Genomic DNA, 14,888 nt, shown 5'->3' with positions numbered 1-14,888 from the left:
AATGACGATTAGTCGAATCAATCAATTCAAGATCAGCGCTATAAAAGGTTTTTTTATGCACAGTGAGTTGGACGTCTATGACCGCCGCATTCTAGCCCTGTTGCAAGAGGACGCCTCGCTCTCCAGCGCGCAGATCGCCGAACAGGTGGGCTTGTCGCAGTCGCCATGCTGGCGACGCATTCAGCGGCTCAAGGAAGAGGGCGTAATTCGCGGCCAAGTTACGCTGCTGGACCGAAAAAAGATCGGTCTCAACACGCAGATTTTTGCCGAGATAAAACTCAGCGCCCACGGCCGATCCAATTTCACCGAGTTCACCGACGCGATTCGCGGGTTTCCCGAAGTGTTGGAGTGTTATGTGCTGATGGGGTCGGTGGATTTTCTGCTGCGCATCGTCACCTCCGACATTGAGGCGTACGAGCGGTTCTTCTTCGAGAAGCTGTCGAGAGTGCCGGGCATTCAGGAGGTTAATTCGATTGTGGCCTTGTCCGAGATCAAGTCCACCACCAGCCTGCCAGTTTTGCGCTGACAGGGCGGGCCGCATCGGGAGCGCCCCTCCACATTGGGCGGGGCTTGCTCCCGAGGGCGGTATTACAGACGCAGCAAGGTTTTCCAGGCGCGGTTCTGATACACCGCAATCGCCTGATGCATGCGCGCATCCAGCGACTCATCGGTGATCGGCTGGTTGGCCAGTTGCACCAGCTTGTTCAGCTCGCCGTACAAACGGTCCAGCTCAGCAACATCGACCACTTGGCGCGCGTGATGCAGCCAGGCCTGGATGCGTTCGATGCGCGGCAGTTGTTCGGCCAAATCTTCCGGTTGCTGCTGGTAGCGCGGCAGTTGCAAGGCCACGGCGTCATCGGCCAACAGGCGCGGCAGCCAGTTGGTGATTTGCGCAGCACCCTGGCGGTTGCCACGCACGGTGCGGTCGGCGGTCCAGGTGCGGGCCAGCAACCAACGGGAGGTGTTCAGCGAGAACAAACCCCAGCGCACGTCGTCCAGTTCTTCAGCAAACTGTTCCGGTGCGGCTTTGCGGATGTCTTCGTCGTCGTCACCGGCTTGCACCAGCGGGCGCCAGTCTTCCAGCAACGCGTCCAATGCACTGCGCAGCTCGCTGGTGGCCTGGCGCGGTGCGGCCTGGCCGAGGCTGCCGATCAGGGCGCGCAGTTCGCCGAGGTTGTCGACCCAGTCTTGCAACAAGCGCCAGTGGCCATTAAACCGGTATTGCTCGGCCAGGCGCTGGCTGCTGCCGAGCAAGTGCCACATGATCGCGGCGAAGGCATCGTCCAGCGACATTTCGGCGTGAATTTCAGGGGCTGGCAGGCTCAGCGAGTAGCTGCTCGCGTCGTACAGGCGGTAGCCGCGCTCGGCCTTGCTGATGTCGCAGGGCATCAGCGCCAGGGTGGCGGCCAGTTCAGCGGCCAGCTCCAACAGGGCGGCGGGTTCGCCTTCGCGCAGTTCCAGTTCCAGCTCGCAGATTTCTTCTTTCTGTTTGCCGACCACAACATGGCCGAGGTCCAGGGCGGCTTCGATCACCACCTTGGCCTTGCCACGGCCCCAAGCGATTTCGGCGCGCTCACGCACAAAGTCGGTGGTGAAGATCGACTTGAGGGTCTTTTTGTCCAACTCGGCCAATTGCTCGGGCCAGCACTCGCCGTCGAGTTTCTTCACGTCGAGCTTGGCTTTGGGCAGGTCCCAGTTGTACTCGTTGCGTTCCGACAAGCCGGCAACGCTTTGGCCACGGGTCTTGAGGGTCTGGATGATGTCGTCACCGTCCTTGCGCAAGCGCAGGGCAACCTTGGCCTGGGCCAGGTCGCGCTCGGGGGTGTCGAAATACTGGTTCATCAACTCACGGCGTTCCCAGCCACTTTTGTTGCGTTTTTTCAGTAACGGGTGCTCACGCAGCGCGGCGAGTGTTTCGCGGCTGACGCGGAGCTTGATTTCGGTTTCTTTCTGCATGGCCGGAAAATCCAGGATCGGGAGCGCAGCCGGGAAAAAGAGTGGCTGCCAAGGTCGTGCAGTGTACAGGACTGAGCCTTGCAACGTGCCGCAACGGTTTATTGTGTCGTGCAGATGCCTCTATAGTGAGGCTCATCCGGGAAGTTGGGAGACCGCGCATGCCGTTACCGTCCATGAAAGAGCAGTTCGCCGCATTGATTGCCGCGCCGTCGGTGAGTTGTACCCAAGCGTCTCTCGACCAGACCAACCGCCCGGTGATTGATTTGCTTGCCAACTGGCTGGGCGACTTGGGTTTCGCCATCGACATTCAACACGTCAGCCCCGGCAAATTCAATTTGCTGGCCAGCTTCGGCAGTGGCCCCGGCGGCTTGGTGCTGGCCGGGCACAGCGACACCGTGCCCTACGACGCCGCGCTGTGGAAGACCGACCCGCTCAAGCTGACGGAGGTTGACGGGCGCTGGGTCGGGCTGGGCAGTTGCGACATGAAGGGCTTTTTCGCCCTGGCGATTGAAGCCGTGTTGCCGCTGCTGGATCAGCCGTTCAAGCAGCCCTTGCTGATTCTCGCCACCTGCGATGAAGAAAGCTCAATGTCCGGCGCCCGCGCGCTGGCCGAGGCAGGCCGCCCACTCGGCCGTGCAGCGGTGATCGGCGAACCGACGGGGCTCAAGCCGATCCGCCTGCACAAAGGCGTGATGATGGAACGCATCGACATTCTCGGGCGCAGTGGCCATTCATCGGACCCAAGCCTTGGGCACAGCGCCCTCGAAGCCATGCACGATGCCATCGGCGAACTGCGTGGCCTGCGTTTGGCCTGGCAGCGCGAGTACCGCAACGCGCAATTCAGTGTGCCGCAACCGACCATGAACTTTGGCTGCATCCACGGCGGCGACAACCCCAACCGCATCTGCGGCCAGTGTTCGCTGGAGTTCGACTTACGGCCCTTGCCGGGCATGGACCCGCAGGTGTTGCGCGCCGCGATTCGGCAAAAGCTTGAACCCTTGGCCGAGCGCCATCAGGTAAAAATCGACTACGCACCGTTGTTTCCCGAAGTGCCGCCGTTCGAGCAGGCCGAAGACGCCGAGTTGGTGCGGGTGGCGGAACGATTGACCGGCCATCGTGCCGAAGCAGTAGCGTTCGGCACCGAAGCGCCTTATCTTCAGCGCCTTGGCTGTGAAACCCTGGTACTTGGCCCCGGCGATATCGCCTGCGCTCATCAGCCGGGCGAGTACCTTGAAATGTCACGCTTGACGCCTACAGTGCGTTTATTGCGCGAACTGATCGGGCATTACTGCCTCAAGCCTGCATAAATTAACCCTTGCCCATTCGTACATAAGGAGAGCGAGCGTGTCGCCAAGCCTGTTCCGACGATAACCATCAGCCCGCTGTGCGTTTTCACGATTCTTCCTTTTTTGGCTGCTCTTTATTACAGGCCCAGGTTTTATGCCCGACTACGTCAATTGGCTTCGTCATGCTTCGCCTTACATCAATGCTCACCGCGACTGCACCTTTGTGGTCATGCTGCCCGGCGATGGGGTTGACCACCCGAACTTCGGCAATATCGTTCACGACCTGGTGCTGCTGCACAGCCTGGGCGTGCGGTTGGTGCTGGTGCACGGTTCGCGCCCGCAAATCGAAACACGCCTGGAAGCACGCGGCCTCACCCCGGTTTACCACGAAGGTTTGCGCATCACCGATGCCGCCACGCTGGAATGTGTGATCGACGCGGTTGGCCATTTGCGCATCGCTATCGAAGCGCGCCTGTCGATGGACATGGCCTCATCGCCCATGCAGGGCTCGCGGTTGCGCGTGACCAGCGGCAACCTGGTGACTGCGCGGCCAATCGGTGTGCTTGAAGGCGTGGATTACCACCACACCGGTGAAGTGCGCCGGGTCGACCGCAAGGGCATCAACCGCCTGCTCGACGAGCGCTCCATCGTGCTGCTGTCGCCGCTGGGTTATTCGCCCACCGGGGAAATCTTCAACCTGGCCTGCGAAGACGTCGCGACCCGCGCCGCCATCGACCTTGGCGCCGACAAGCTGCTGCTGTTCGGCGCCGATCTCGGCCTGATCGATGAACATGGCCGACTGGTACGTGAACTGCGCCCGCAGCAAGTGCCGGCGCACCTGCAACGCCTTGGCAATAACTATCAAGCCGAACTGCTCGACGCGGCCGCTCAAGCGTGCCGTGGCGGAGTAGGGCGCAGCCATATCGTCAGCTATGCCGAAGACGGCGCATTGCTCACTGAGCTGTTCACCCGCGACGGCGGCGGTACGCTGGTGGCGCAAGAGCAATTTGAGCTGGTGCGCGAAGCGGCCATTGAAGACGTCGGCGGTTTGCTTGACCTGATCAGCCCGTTGGAAGAGCAGGGCATTCTGGTGCGGCGTTCGCGTGAAGTGCTGGAGCGTGAGATCGAGCAGTTCAGCGTGGTCGAGCGCGAGGGCATGATCATCGCCTGTGCGGCGCTGTATCAGATCGCCGATTCGGATGCCGGTGAACTGGCGTGCCTGGCGGTCAACCCGGAGTACCGCCACGGCGCTCGCGGGGATGTATTGCTGGAACGCATCGAGACCCGCGCTCGCTCGCAGGGTTTGAAAACCTTGTTCGTGCTCACCACGCGCACCGCGCACTGGTTCCGTGAACGCGGGTTTGAGCCGAGCAGTGTTGATCGCCTGCCTTCAGCGCGGGCGTCGCTGTACAACTATCAGCGTAACTCGAAGATTTTCGAGAAAGCGTTGTAAGCCTGGTTCTGCTTACGTCGTACGTGAAAATGTGAGAGGGGGCTTGCCCCCGACGGCTTTGGGTCAGTCAAGTATCTGTCGACTGACACTCCGCCATCGGGAGCAAGCCCCCTTTCACCTCTCATCGCACCCTCAGGGCTTCAGAAGCGTCGATCCGCGCCGATAGCGTCAATGCAGGCGCAGCTCGTGACACTAAAAGAAACTATTAGTGACACAAAAACTGTAACAAATTGACGGGAGTATGTGCATTTCGCCATCATGGCGTCGCTTTTTTGATCGAGAGTGACGTATGCGGCGTTACGTCTGCACCAATCGATCTAAAAAAAGGCGAGTAAATACCCTTGGGGAATTAGCTTATCGCGACGGAGGGTCTACGCTGACCGGCTCGTCTGTGTAAACGCTTATTCCAGAAGCGTATGAAAAAGAATGAAACAATTCTTTTTGGGTGTATGAAAAACTCATTACCCTGCAGGGACCAAATTAACTGCAGTTAGACCAAGGTAGTAGACACACAAAGTTACGATTGACTTGTGGGTCACTCTCTGGCGCTAATCGCGCATCTGTGGATCGAGGGCGTTAGACCCAAGACCGAAGACATACAAAAATTAGAAATGAGAGGAGCGGTACATGAAGAAGTCTACCTTAGCGTTGGCTGTGGCTTTGGGCACAATCGCCCAGCAAGCAGGCGCCGCTGGTTTCATCGATGACAGTAAAGTAACGCTGGGTCTGCGTAACTTCTACATCAACACCGACAACCGCGATGGCCAGCCATCCGCGACGTCCAACACCCGCAACAAGAATGCTGAATGGGGCCAGGGTTTCGACCTGCGCTTCATCTCCGGCTTCACCCAAGGGACTGTTGGCTTCGGTCTTGATGCTATCGGCCTGTACGGCGTGCGCCTGGACTCCAGCCGTGCCGAACACGGCAACTACACGGGCACCGCTTCGGGCGGCACCGTGTTCCCAAGCGATGGCAACACCGCCGTCAACGATTTCGCCAGCCTGGGTGTGACCGGCAAGGTCAAGATCTCCCAGACCGTAGCGAAAATCGGCACCCTGCAGCCAAACAACCCGGTCATCAAGACCAACGACGGTCGTTTGCTGCCACAAACCTTCCAGGGCGGCGAGATCTCTTCGAACGAGATCAAAGACCTGACCCTGACCGCTGGTCAGATCGAGCACGCCAAGGGCCGTAACTCCAGCAACAACGAAGGTTTGTCGCTGGCTGGCGCCAACGGTGGCTCGAACTACAACGCGGGCAACTTCGTTAACAAGTTCTACTACGCCGGTGCTGATTACAAAATCACCAAAGACCTGACCGCTTCGTACTACTTTGGCGAGCTGAAGGACTTTTACGCGCAGAACTTCCTGGGCCTGGTACACAATTGGTCCATCGGTCCTGGCGTACTGAAAAGTGACCTGCGTTACTACCGCAGCCGTGACAACGGTGCCAACGGTGACGAAGCTGGCTACTACACCTCGGGTTACTACTCGGACAAGCCGACCAACGCTACCAAGGTTAAAGGTAAGGTCGACAACGACCTCTACAGCTACCTGGCGTTGTACTCGATTGCCGGTCACACCTTTGGTGGCGGCTACCAGTACACCAAGGGCGACAGCGACTTCCCTTGGCTGAACCAGGGTGATGGCTCGTCGAACAGCACCACGACCGACATGCAGATCCAGAAGTTTGCCCGTGCTGGCGAACGTACCTGGCAAGCTCGCTACGCTTATGACTTCGCCAAGATTGGCGTACCTGGCCTGACGGCCGGTATGGTCTACCTCAAAGGCAGCAACATCGAAACTGTTGTCGGCGAGAAAACCGAGTGGGAACGCGACCTGACCCTGGCTTACGTTGTTCCAGAAGGTCCGCTGAAGAACCTCGGCGTAGCCTGGAAAAACGCTATGTGGCGTACCGACTTGGTGAACACCCGTTCCCAAGACGAAAACCGCGTAATCGTTAGCTACAGCTACGCGTTCAAGTAAGACTGTAAAACCTTGCCCGGCGCAATGCCGGGCAAGGTGTCTTGCTTTCAAGTCGGGCTCAACCCCCGCAAGCCCTTCCTGAATTCCTCTTTACAGCGTCTCAAGGCCTTCTCGAACCTTGGAATGGATGTTGATCCCAGCCTTTTCTCGCGTCCAGTGAACAGATTTTTAATATTCTTTTATCGTCTAGATAAATCGATATTTATTCTTTTTAAATAATCCTCAACCCATGCACAGTGGGCTCCATAAGCACTCACCAGGAGCCACACCATGAGCCTAAGACTGGGCGACATCGCCCCCGACTTCGAACAGGATTCCAGCGCCGGCAAGATTCGTTTCCACGAATGGTTGGGCGATAGCTGGGGCGTGCTGTTCTCTCACCCTGCCGACTTCACCCCGGTGTGCACCACCGAGCTTGGCTTTACCGCCAAGCTCAAAGACGAGTTCGCCACACGCGGCGTCAAAGCCATCGCCCTGTCGGTGGACCCGGTGGACTCGCACCACAAGTGGATCGAAGACATCAACGAAACCCAGAACACGGTGGTCAACTTCCCGATCCTGGCGGATGCCGATCGCAAAGTCTCGGACCTTTATGACCTGATCCACCCGAACGCGAGTGACACCCTCACCGTGCGCTCGTTGTTCGTGATCGATCCGAACAAAAAGATTCGCCTGACCATTACCTACCCGGCCAGCACCGGCCGCAATTTCCACGAAATCCTGCGGGTGATCGACTCGCTGCAACTGACCGACAACTACAAAGTCGCCACACCCGCCAACTGGCAGGACGGTGACGAAGTGGTCATCGTGCCGTCGCTGAAGGACGAGGAAGACATCCAGAAACGCTTTCCCAAGGGCTACCGTGCAGTGAAGCCATACCTGCGCCTGACGCCACAACCCAACCGTTGATACACGTCATGTGCGAGCAAACTCTCTCCCAAAGGGTTGAGCGCATTTCAAAGCACACATAGCAGGGGTTTTCAGGCCGTTTCGACGGCCTTTTTTTCGGCTGCAGATTTTTGAATCGCATATGCATTTAGAGAATAAACAAATGAAAAAATGAGATTTATAGATATATAAATCTACTGATAAGGTCTGTCCCATCTTGGCGACATCGCCACACAGCGAACCGCTGACACTTGCTCAAGGAATTTCCTACATGCTGGTCGTAACACTTGGAGGCAGTCCCAGCCAGCGTTCGCGCTCCGGGGTCTTGCTGGAAAAATCCCGTCAGTGGCTGCAAGCCAAAGGCGTGGAAGTCGTCAGTTATCAGATACGCGACTTCCCTGCCGAAGACTTGCTGCATGCCCGCTTCGATAGCCCCAACGTCATCGACCTGTTGCAGCAGGTGGCCAATGCCGACGGCCTGGTCATCGCCACGCCGGTGTACAAAGCGTCGTTTTCCGGTGCGTTGAAAACCGTGCTCGACCTGCTGCCCGAACGCGCACTGGCGCACAAAATCGTATTGCCGATAGCAACGGGCGGCAGCATCGCCCACATGCTGGCGGTCGACTACGCCTTGAAGCCCGTGTTGTCGGCGCTTAAAGCGCAGGAATTGCTTCACGGCATTTTTGCCGAAGACAGCCAAATCGCCTACGCCGAAGGCAGTGCCCAGGCGCAATTGGTGCCGGTGCTTGAACAGCGTTTACACGAGGCGCTGGAGACGTTTTACAGCGCGATGGCGCGTCGCCCGAAACCGCTTGATCCGAATGTGTTGAATGAACGTTTGTTGAGTGCTCGCTGGAGCATTTAAGCCTCACCGGATTTTTGTAGTACTCACCTTACTCAGCCGCCAACGGCCAAGCAGGTGCAGCCAACCCCCTAATCGCACTTTGTGGAGAGAGCGCCATGCGCACTGTCATCTTGCGTCGTGGTCTGGTCGCACTGTTTGCTGCGGCTGTGTCCTTCGGCGCCATTCTTCAAGCCCAGGCCGCCGATACCTTGCGGATCGGTTATCAGAAATACGGCACGCTGGTGTTGCTCAAGGCCAAAGGCACGCTCGAAAAACGCCTCGCGGCTCAGGGCGTGCAAGTGCAGTGGACCGAGTTCCCCGGTGGCCCGCAGTTGCTCGAAGGCCTGAACGTCGGCTCCATCGACTTCGGCGTCACCGGCGAAACCCCGCCGGTTTTCGCCCAAGCCGCCGGGGCAGATTTGCTGTATGTCGCCTACGAGCCACCGGCGCCGACCAGCGAAGCGATCCTGGTGCCGAAAGACTCGCCAATCAAATCCGTGGCAGAGCTTAAGGGCAAGAAAGTCGTGCTCAACAAAGGCTCCAATGTGCATTACCTGTTGGTGCGTGCACTGGAAGACGCCGGCCTCAAATACACCGACGTGCAGACCGTGTTCCTGCCGCCCGCCGATGCCCGCGCCGCGTTCGAGCGTGGCAGCGTCGACGCCTGGGTGATTTGGGACCCGTACCAGGCCGCCGCCGAGAAACAACTGCAAGCGCGCACCCTGCGTGACGGCACCGGCATCGCCGACAACCATCAGTTCTACCTGGCCACCAAGCCCTACGCCGAACAACACCCTGAAGTGATCAAGGCATTGGTGGAAGAAGTGCGCGCCGTGGGCGAATGGTCCAAGGCCCACCCGGAACAAGTCACCGAACAAGTCGCACCGCTGCTTGGCCTGCCGGCTGACATCACCCTGACCTCGGTGAAACGCCAAGGCTACGGCGCGTTGTTCCTGACCCCGGAAGTAGTCGCCGCCCAGCAGAAAATCGCCGACAGCTTCTACCAACTCAAATTGATCCCCAAACCCTTGAACATCAAGGACGTGATCTGGACGCCACCCGCCGCCGTTGCCAAAGCGCCGTAACTCGATTTCTTCAGGAGACAACTCCATGAGCCTCAATATTTTCTGGTTCCTGCCTACCCACGGCGACGGCCATTACCTTGGCACCGCCGAAGGCGCTCGCGCCGTCGATCATGGTTATTTGCAGCAGGTGGCGCAGGCCGCTGACCGTCTGGGTTTCGGCGGGGTGCTGATCCCCACCGGTCGCTCCTGTGAAGATTCGTGGCTGGTGGCCGCCTCGCTGATCCCGGTGACCCAGCGTCTGAAGTTTCTTGTGGCACTGCGCCCCGGGATCATTTCCCCGACGGTGGCTGCGCGTCAGGCCGCGACTCTGGACCGCCTGTCCGGCGGCCGCGCGTTGTTCAACCTGGTGACCGGCGGTGATCCCGACGAATTGGCGGGCGACGGTTTGTTCCTCAGCCACGAAGAGCGCTACCAGGCCTCGGTAGAATTCACACGCATCTGGCGGCGCGTGCTGGAGGGCGAAACCGTGGACTACGACGGCGAGCACATCAGCGTCAAAGGCGCCAAATTGCTCTACCCGCCGATCCAGCAACCGCGCCCGCCGCTGTACTTCGGCGGCTCCTCGGAAGCGGCCCAGGACCTGGCAGCCGAGCAAGTCGAAATGGTGCTGACGTGGGGCGAGCCACCGGCTGCAGTCGCTGAAAAAATCGCCCAGGTACGCGCCAAGGCCGAAAAGCTCGGGCGCACGCTGCGCTTTGGTATTCGCCTGCATGTGATCGTGCGCGAGACCAACGAAGAAGCCTGGCAGGCCGCCGACAAACTGATCTCTCACGTCGACGACGAGACCATCGCGCGCGCGCAGGCCTCGCTGGCACGCTTCGACTCGGTTGGCCAGCAACGCATGGCCGCCTTGCACGGCGGTAACCGCGACAACCTCGAAGTCAGCCCCAACCTGTGGGCCGGCGTCGGCCTGGTACGCGGCGGTGCGGGTACGGCGCTGGTGGGCGATGGCCCTACTGTGGCTGCACGCGTCAAGGAATACGCCGACTTGGGCATCGACACGTTTATCTTCTCCGGTTACCCACACCTGGAAGAGTCGTATCGGGTCGCTGAACTGTTGTTCCCGCACTTGGACATCGAACGTCCCGAGCTGCCTAAAGGTGCCGGCTACGTGAGCCCGTTTGGCGAAATGGTCGCCAACGACATTCTTCCTAAAGCTGCGTCACAGAGCTGAGGCGGCGTTATGAATTTTGAAAAATTAAGCCATCGCGTAGCCCCTTGGGTGCTACCGGTTTTATTGCTGGCGGTGTGGCAGTTGTCGGTGTCGGCGGGTTGGTTGTCGACGCGTATTTTGCCAGCGCCGAGTGCGGTGATTGAAGCCGGCGTCAACTTGGTGCGCACGGGCGAAATCTGGACCCACTTGGCCATCAGCGGCTGGCGTGCGGGTCTGGGTTTTGTGATCGGTGGCAGCATCGGCCTGGCCTTGGGTTTTATCACCGGCTTGTCGAAATGGGGCGAGCGCTTGCTGGACAGCTCGGTGCAGATGATCCGCAACGTGCCGCACCTGGCGCTGATTCCGCTGGTGATCTTGTGGTTCGGCATTGACGAAACCGCGAAAATTTTCCTGGTCGCGCTCGGCACGCTGTTCCCGATTTACCTGAACACTTACCACGGCATTCGCAACGTCGACCCGGCGTTGGTGGAGATGTCGCGCAGTTATGGTTTGTCCGGCTTCAGCCTGTTTCGTCAGGTGATTTTGCCGGGCGCATTGCCTTCGATTCTGGTGGGCGTGCGCTTCGCGTTGGGCTTTATGTGGCTGACGTTGATCGTGGCGGAAACCATCTCGGCCAGCTCCGGCATCGGTTACCTGGCAATGAACGCGCGCGAATTTCTGCAAACCGACGTGGTGGTACTCGCCATCGTGATGTACGCGATTCTCGGCAAGTTGGCCGACCTCGCCGCGCGCGGCCTGGAGCGTGTATGGCTGCGCTGGCACCCAGCGTATCAAGTGAATAAAGGCGGTGCGGCATGACAGCTCAACAACTCCCGCGCCTGCGCAAAGGCATCCCGCTGGCGGTGCGCAAACTGCGCAAGGCCTTTGGTGCACGCGAAGTACTCAAGGACATCGACCTGCACATTCCGGCAGGCCAGTTCGTGGCCGTGGTCGGTCGCAGCGGCTGCGGCAAAAGTACCTTGCTGCGCCTGCTGGCCGGTTTGGACAAAGCCAGTGGCGGTGAGCTGCTGGCCGGTTCCGCGCCGCTGAGCGACGCGATTGAAGACACGCGGTTGATGTTCCAGGAAGCGCGCTTGCTGCCGTGGAAAAAGATCATCGACAACGTCGGCCTCGGCCTCCATGGCAACTGGCGCCCCAGGGCGCTGGAGGCGCTGGAAGCGGTCGGCTTGGCCGAGCGTGCCAATGAGTGGCCGGCGGCCTTGTCCGGTGGCCAGAAGCAGCGTGTGGCCTTGGCGCGCGCGTTGATTCACCAGCCGCGCTTGCTGCTGCTCGACGAGCCGCTGGGTGCGCTGGACGCCCTGACCCGCATCGAGATGCAACAACTGATCGAAAACCTCTGGCAGAAGCATGGTTTCACCGTGTTGCTGGTGACCCACGACGTCAGTGAAGCCGTGGCGATTGCCGACCGAGTGATTTTGATCGAAGACGGCGAAATCGGCCTGGACTTGCTCGTCGACCTGCCGCGGCCACGCGCCCGAGGCTCGCATCGCCTGGCCGCGCTGGAAGCCGAAGTGCTTAACCGTGTGCTGTCGTTGCCAGGCTCGCCGCCGGACCCTGAACCTGTTTCACCGTTGCCTACGCAATTGCGTTGGGCTCAATAAAAGCAGGGGCAAGCGGCAAGCTTCAAGCTTCAAGCTTGTAGCTTGTAGCTTGTAGCTAATAACTTGCAGCTAATAACTTGCAGCTAATAACTTGCAGCTATTTCGACCCGAGGAGAAATCGTATGACTATTAAAGCCATCAACGTGCGTAACCAGTTCAAAGGCACCATCAAGGAGATCGTCGTAGGCGACGTGCTGTCGGAAATCGACGTGCAGACCGCGTCCGGCATCGTGACGTCGGTGATCACCACTCGTTCGGTCAAAGAGCTGGAGCTGGTGATTGGCAGCGAAGTGATTGCCTTCGTGAAATCCACCGAGGTGTCGATCGCCAAGTTGTGATCGAAATGGGCGGCGGCCTTGAGGCCGCAAACCCCTTCCACATTTTGATAGGTGAATGCAGTCAATGTGGGAGGGGGCTTGCTCCCGATGAGGCCAGCAGCCAACACAAAACCTAACGCTTAGGCAAATAAGCCGGCAAATAAAGCCCCACATACGCATCAAACACCCGCATGCCTTCCTCGGCCATGCGCGGCGTAATCTGCCCGTGCTGATGCACCGAGCGTGCATACACCCGGTCGCTCAACTCCAGCGCCAATGCAAACACGTCGACATCGGTGGGCAAAGTCGGCACTTCGAAGTGACGATTGAACACGTCAACCATCAAGTCTCCCAACTCCAAATCATGCTGACGGTCCGCCTGAGTCACTTCGGTGAGACCGTGCTGCGCCAGGATCAACTGCCGTGCAGCCGCATCGTTGCTGTAGATAGTCAGCATCCGTTGCTCGACGATGTAGGACAGATCGCGCCAGTGCTTGAGTGAGTCGTGGTCGATAGGCGCCTGAATGGCCGCGCGGAAAGCGCCGTGCACATCCGCCGTCAACGCTTCCAGCAACGCCGGCACACTGGCGAAGAAGTGATAAACCGACGACGGTGGAATCTGTGCCCGCTCGGCCACGCTGTAGATCGACAAACCGGCCACGCCTTCGGTCGCCAGCAACGTGCGGGCGGCGTCGAGGATCGCGTCGATTCGCGCCTGGCTGCGGGCGCGGGGTTTGCGAAGGGCGGCGGGGCGGGTTGTCATGGAAGTCTCCTACAAGGCAGAGCGCATTGTACGCAGAGATCCAGACATGTAGAGAGGGTGGGGAAGGTTGTTATTGCTGGCGGGTTAATGGTGGTGCAGGCCCCTTGTGGCGAGCGGGCTTGCTCGCCACAGGGTTACCACAACAAGCGTTTACACGGTATGCAGATACCAGTTGTACTCAAGGTCGGAGATGGAGTGTTCGAACTCCTCCAGCTCACTTTCCTTACAGGCCACGAAGATGTCGATGTACTTGGGATCGATGTACTTGGCCATCACTTCGCTATCGTCCAACTCACGCAAGGCATCACGCAGGTTGTTCGGCAGGCTTTGCTCGTTCTGCTCGTAGCTGTTGCCTGCCACCGGCGCGCCCGGTTCGATCTTGTTGGTCAGGCCGTGATGCACGCCCGCCAGCACCGAAGCCATCAGCAAGTAAGGGTTGGCGTCGGCGCCGGCCACGCGGTGCTCGATACGCACCGCATCAGCCGAGCCGGTCGGTACGCGAATCGCCACGGTGCGGTTGTCCAGGCCCCAGCACGGCGAGTTCGGCACGTAGAACTGTGCGCCGAAACGACGGTAGGAGTTGACGTTAGGGCACAAGAACGCCATTTGGGCGGGCAGGGTCTCGAGCACACCGCCGATCGCGTGACGCAATGCGGCGTTCTGCTCGGGATCCTCGCTGGCAAAGATGTTCTTGCCGTCTTTGTCCAGGATCGAAATGTGCACGTGCAAACCGTTGCCTGCCTGGCCTGGGTAAGGCTTGGCCATGAAGGTGGTGTCCATCTCATGGTCGTAGGCGATGTTCTTGATCAGGCGCTTGAGCAGTACCGCATAGTCGCAGGCCTTGATCGGGTCGGCCACGTGGTGCAGGTTCACTTCGAACTGCGCCGGGGCACTTTCCTTGACGATGGCGTCAGCCGGAATACCTTGCTCTTTGGCGCCTTCCAGAATGTCCTGGAGGCAATCGACGTATTCGTCGAGGTCGTCGATCAGGTAGACCTGTGTCGAGTGCGGGCGTTTGCCGGATATCGGCGAGCGCGGCGGTTGCGGGCGGCCGTTCACGTTCTCCTGGTCGATCAGGTAGAACTCAAGCTCGAAGGCGGCGCAGATAGTCAGGCCGAGGTCGTCAAATTTGCTGACGACTTGGCGCAGCACTTCGCGAGGGTCGGCGAAGAAAGGCGTACCTTCAAGTTCGTGCATGGTCATCAGCAATTGCGCGGTAGGGCGCTTTTGCCAGGGTTCATTGCACAGGGTGTCGGGGATCGGATAACAGATTCGGTCAGCATCACCGATGTCCAGACCCAGGCCGGTGCTTTCCACCGTCGAGCCGTTGATATCCAGGGCAAATAGAGAGGCAGGCAGGTTAATGCCCTTCTCGTAAACCTTGTGGAGGCTGGTGCGTTCGATGCGCTTGCCGCGCACCACACCATTCATATCCGCAATTAGAAGGTCTACGTACAGAACCTCAGGATGATCCTTAAGGAACGCGTTCGCTTCATTAAGCTGAACGGCACGCGGGGGTACCGACATGATGCAAC

Annotated in this window: 14 protein-coding genes; 11 read left to right on the top strand and 3 right to left on the bottom strand. The window is 59.3% G+C overall.

What is annotated here, in order from left to right:
- Window positions 1-55: 55 nt before the first annotated feature.
- Window positions 56-526, top strand: a complete 471-nt coding sequence (locus AO240_RS01590; protein WP_058413742.1) for an Lrp/AsnC family transcriptional regulator — start codon at window positions 56-58, stop codon at window positions 524-526.
- Window positions 527-588: 62 nt separating this feature from the next.
- On the opposite strand, the gene AO240_RS01585 is transcribed toward AO240_RS01590, so the two are convergent.
- Complete coding sequence (locus AO240_RS01585) at window positions 589-1,956, bottom strand: inorganic triphosphatase (protein WP_099234901.1); 1,368 nt, start codon at window positions 1,954-1,956, stop codon at window positions 589-591.
- Window positions 1,957-2,114: 158 nt separating this feature from the next.
- Here AO240_RS01585 and argE point away from each other — a divergent pair, with 158 nt between their 5' ends.
- The 10 genes from argE to AO240_RS01535 all read left to right on the top strand — a co-directional run bounded on the left by argE (window position 2,115) and on the right by AO240_RS01535 (window position 12,611).
- A complete protein-coding gene (gene argE / locus AO240_RS01580) occupies window positions 2,115-3,263 on the top strand; it encodes an acetylornithine deacetylase (protein WP_099234900.1) in 1,149 nt (382 codons plus the stop codon).
- A gap of 133 nt (window positions 3,264-3,396) precedes the next feature.
- On the top strand, window positions 3,397-4,695 hold the full coding sequence (gene argA / locus AO240_RS01575) for an amino-acid N-acetyltransferase (RefSeq protein ID WP_058413739.1): 1,299 nt from the start codon (window positions 3,397-3,399) through the stop codon (window positions 4,693-4,695).
- A gap of 627 nt (window positions 4,696-5,322) precedes the next feature.
- The gene (locus AO240_RS01570; RefSeq protein WP_099234899.1) at window positions 5,323-6,681 is read left to right on the top strand and encodes an OprD family porin; all 1,359 of its coding nucleotides are present in this window, start codon (window positions 5,323-5,325) and stop codon (window positions 6,679-6,681) included.
- A gap of 270 nt (window positions 6,682-6,951) precedes the next feature.
- The gene (locus AO240_RS01565) at window positions 6,952-7,590 is read left to right on the top strand and encodes a peroxiredoxin (protein WP_099234898.1); all 639 of its coding nucleotides are present in this window, start codon (window positions 6,952-6,954) and stop codon (window positions 7,588-7,590) included.
- 250 nt (window positions 7,591-7,840) lie between these two features.
- Complete coding sequence (ssuE, locus tag AO240_RS01560) at window positions 7,841-8,434, top strand: NADPH-dependent FMN reductase (protein WP_099234897.1); 594 nt, start codon at window positions 7,841-7,843, stop codon at window positions 8,432-8,434.
- Between the two features lie 95 nt (window positions 8,435-8,529).
- Complete coding sequence (locus AO240_RS01555; protein WP_099234896.1) at window positions 8,530-9,498, top strand: sulfonate ABC transporter substrate-binding protein; 969 nt, start codon at window positions 8,530-8,532, stop codon at window positions 9,496-9,498.
- 25 nt (window positions 9,499-9,523) lie between these two features.
- Window positions 9,524-10,672 (top strand): FMNH2-dependent alkanesulfonate monooxygenase, encoded by a 1,149-nt coding sequence (gene ssuD / locus AO240_RS01550; RefSeq protein WP_099234895.1) that lies wholly within the window; start codon window positions 9,524-9,526, stop codon window positions 10,670-10,672.
- A 9-nt stretch (window positions 10,673-10,681) separates the two neighbouring features.
- Window positions 10,682-11,470, top strand: a complete 789-nt coding sequence (ssuC, locus tag AO240_RS01545; protein WP_058413733.1) for an aliphatic sulfonate ABC transporter permease SsuC — start codon at window positions 10,682-10,684, stop codon at window positions 11,468-11,470.
- Window positions 11,467-12,273 carry an aliphatic sulfonates ABC transporter ATP-binding protein gene (ssuB, locus tag AO240_RS01540; RefSeq protein ID WP_099234894.1) on the top strand — a complete coding sequence of 269 codons (807 nt, stop codon included), beginning with the start codon at window positions 11,467-11,469 and terminating at the stop codon, window positions 12,271-12,273. The genes ssuC and ssuB overlap by 4 nt, the downstream gene beginning before the upstream one ends.
- A gap of 122 nt (window positions 12,274-12,395) precedes the next feature.
- Window positions 12,396-12,611: a molybdopterin-binding protein gene (locus tag AO240_RS01535; RefSeq protein WP_003176783.1), complete on the top strand. Its 216-nt coding sequence runs from the start codon at window positions 12,396-12,398 to the stop codon at window positions 12,609-12,611.
- 112 nt (window positions 12,612-12,723) lie between these two features.
- Here AO240_RS01535 and AO240_RS01530 read toward each other — a convergent pair whose 3' ends face one another.
- Together AO240_RS01530 and AO240_RS01525 are read right to left on the bottom strand one after the other, a co-directional pair.
- Window positions 12,724-13,353 carry a TetR/AcrR family transcriptional regulator gene (locus AO240_RS01530; RefSeq protein ID WP_099234893.1) on the bottom strand — a complete coding sequence of 210 codons (630 nt, stop codon included), beginning with the start codon at window positions 13,351-13,353 and terminating at the stop codon, window positions 12,724-12,726.
- A gap of 150 nt (window positions 13,354-13,503) precedes the next feature.
- Entirely contained in the window at window positions 13,504-14,880 is a 1,377-nt protein-coding gene (locus AO240_RS01525; RefSeq protein WP_058413730.1) for a glutamine synthetase family protein, read from the bottom strand.
- Window positions 14,881-14,888: the final 8 nt, after the last annotated feature.

It is taken from the genome of Pseudomonas sp. ICMP 460 (assembly GCF_002723595.1).
Taxonomy (GTDB): Bacteria; Pseudomonadota; Gammaproteobacteria; order Pseudomonadales; family Pseudomonadaceae; genus Aquipseudomonas; species Aquipseudomonas kitaguniensis.
This window is presented reverse-complemented; position numbering and strand designations above follow the sequence as displayed.

What these genes read in the sequence shown, in the direction of transcription:
- AO240_RS01590 (WP_058413742.1), top strand. Translation starts at nt 56, where the DNA reads ATGCACAGTGAGTTGGACGTCTATGACCGCCGCATTCTAGCCCTGTTG.
- AO240_RS01585 (WP_099234901.1), bottom strand. Translation starts at nt 1,956, where the DNA reads ATGCAGAAAGAAACCGAAATCAAGCTCCGCGTCAGCCGCGAAACACTC.
- argE (WP_099234900.1), top strand. Translation starts at nt 2,115, where the DNA reads ATGCCGTTACCGTCCATGAAAGAGCAGTTCGCCGCATTGATTGCCGCG.
- argA (WP_058413739.1), top strand. Translation starts at nt 3,397, where the DNA reads ATGCCCGACTACGTCAATTGGCTTCGTCATGCTTCGCCTTACATCAAT.
- AO240_RS01570 (WP_099234899.1), top strand. Translation starts at nt 5,323, where the DNA reads ATGAAGAAGTCTACCTTAGCGTTGGCTGTGGCTTTGGGCACAATCGCC.
- AO240_RS01565 (WP_099234898.1), top strand. Translation starts at nt 6,952, where the DNA reads ATGAGCCTAAGACTGGGCGACATCGCCCCCGACTTCGAACAGGATTCC.
- ssuE (WP_099234897.1), top strand. Translation starts at nt 7,841, where the DNA reads ATGCTGGTCGTAACACTTGGAGGCAGTCCCAGCCAGCGTTCGCGCTCC.
- AO240_RS01555 (WP_099234896.1), top strand. Translation starts at nt 8,530, where the DNA reads ATGCGCACTGTCATCTTGCGTCGTGGTCTGGTCGCACTGTTTGCTGCG.
- ssuD (WP_099234895.1), top strand. Translation starts at nt 9,524, where the DNA reads ATGAGCCTCAATATTTTCTGGTTCCTGCCTACCCACGGCGACGGCCAT.
- ssuC (WP_058413733.1), top strand. Translation starts at nt 10,682, where the DNA reads ATGAATTTTGAAAAATTAAGCCATCGCGTAGCCCCTTGGGTGCTACCG.
- ssuB (WP_099234894.1), top strand. Translation starts at nt 11,467, where the DNA reads ATGACAGCTCAACAACTCCCGCGCCTGCGCAAAGGCATCCCGCTGGCG.
- AO240_RS01535 (WP_003176783.1), top strand. Translation starts at nt 12,396, where the DNA reads ATGACTATTAAAGCCATCAACGTGCGTAACCAGTTCAAAGGCACCATC.
- AO240_RS01530 (WP_099234893.1), bottom strand. Translation starts at nt 13,353, where the DNA reads ATGACAACCCGCCCCGCCGCCCTTCGCAAACCCCGCGCCCGCAGCCAG.
- AO240_RS01525 (WP_058413730.1), bottom strand. Translation starts at nt 14,880, where the DNA reads ATGTCGGTACCCCCGCGTGCCGTTCAGCTTAATGAAGCGAACGCGTTC.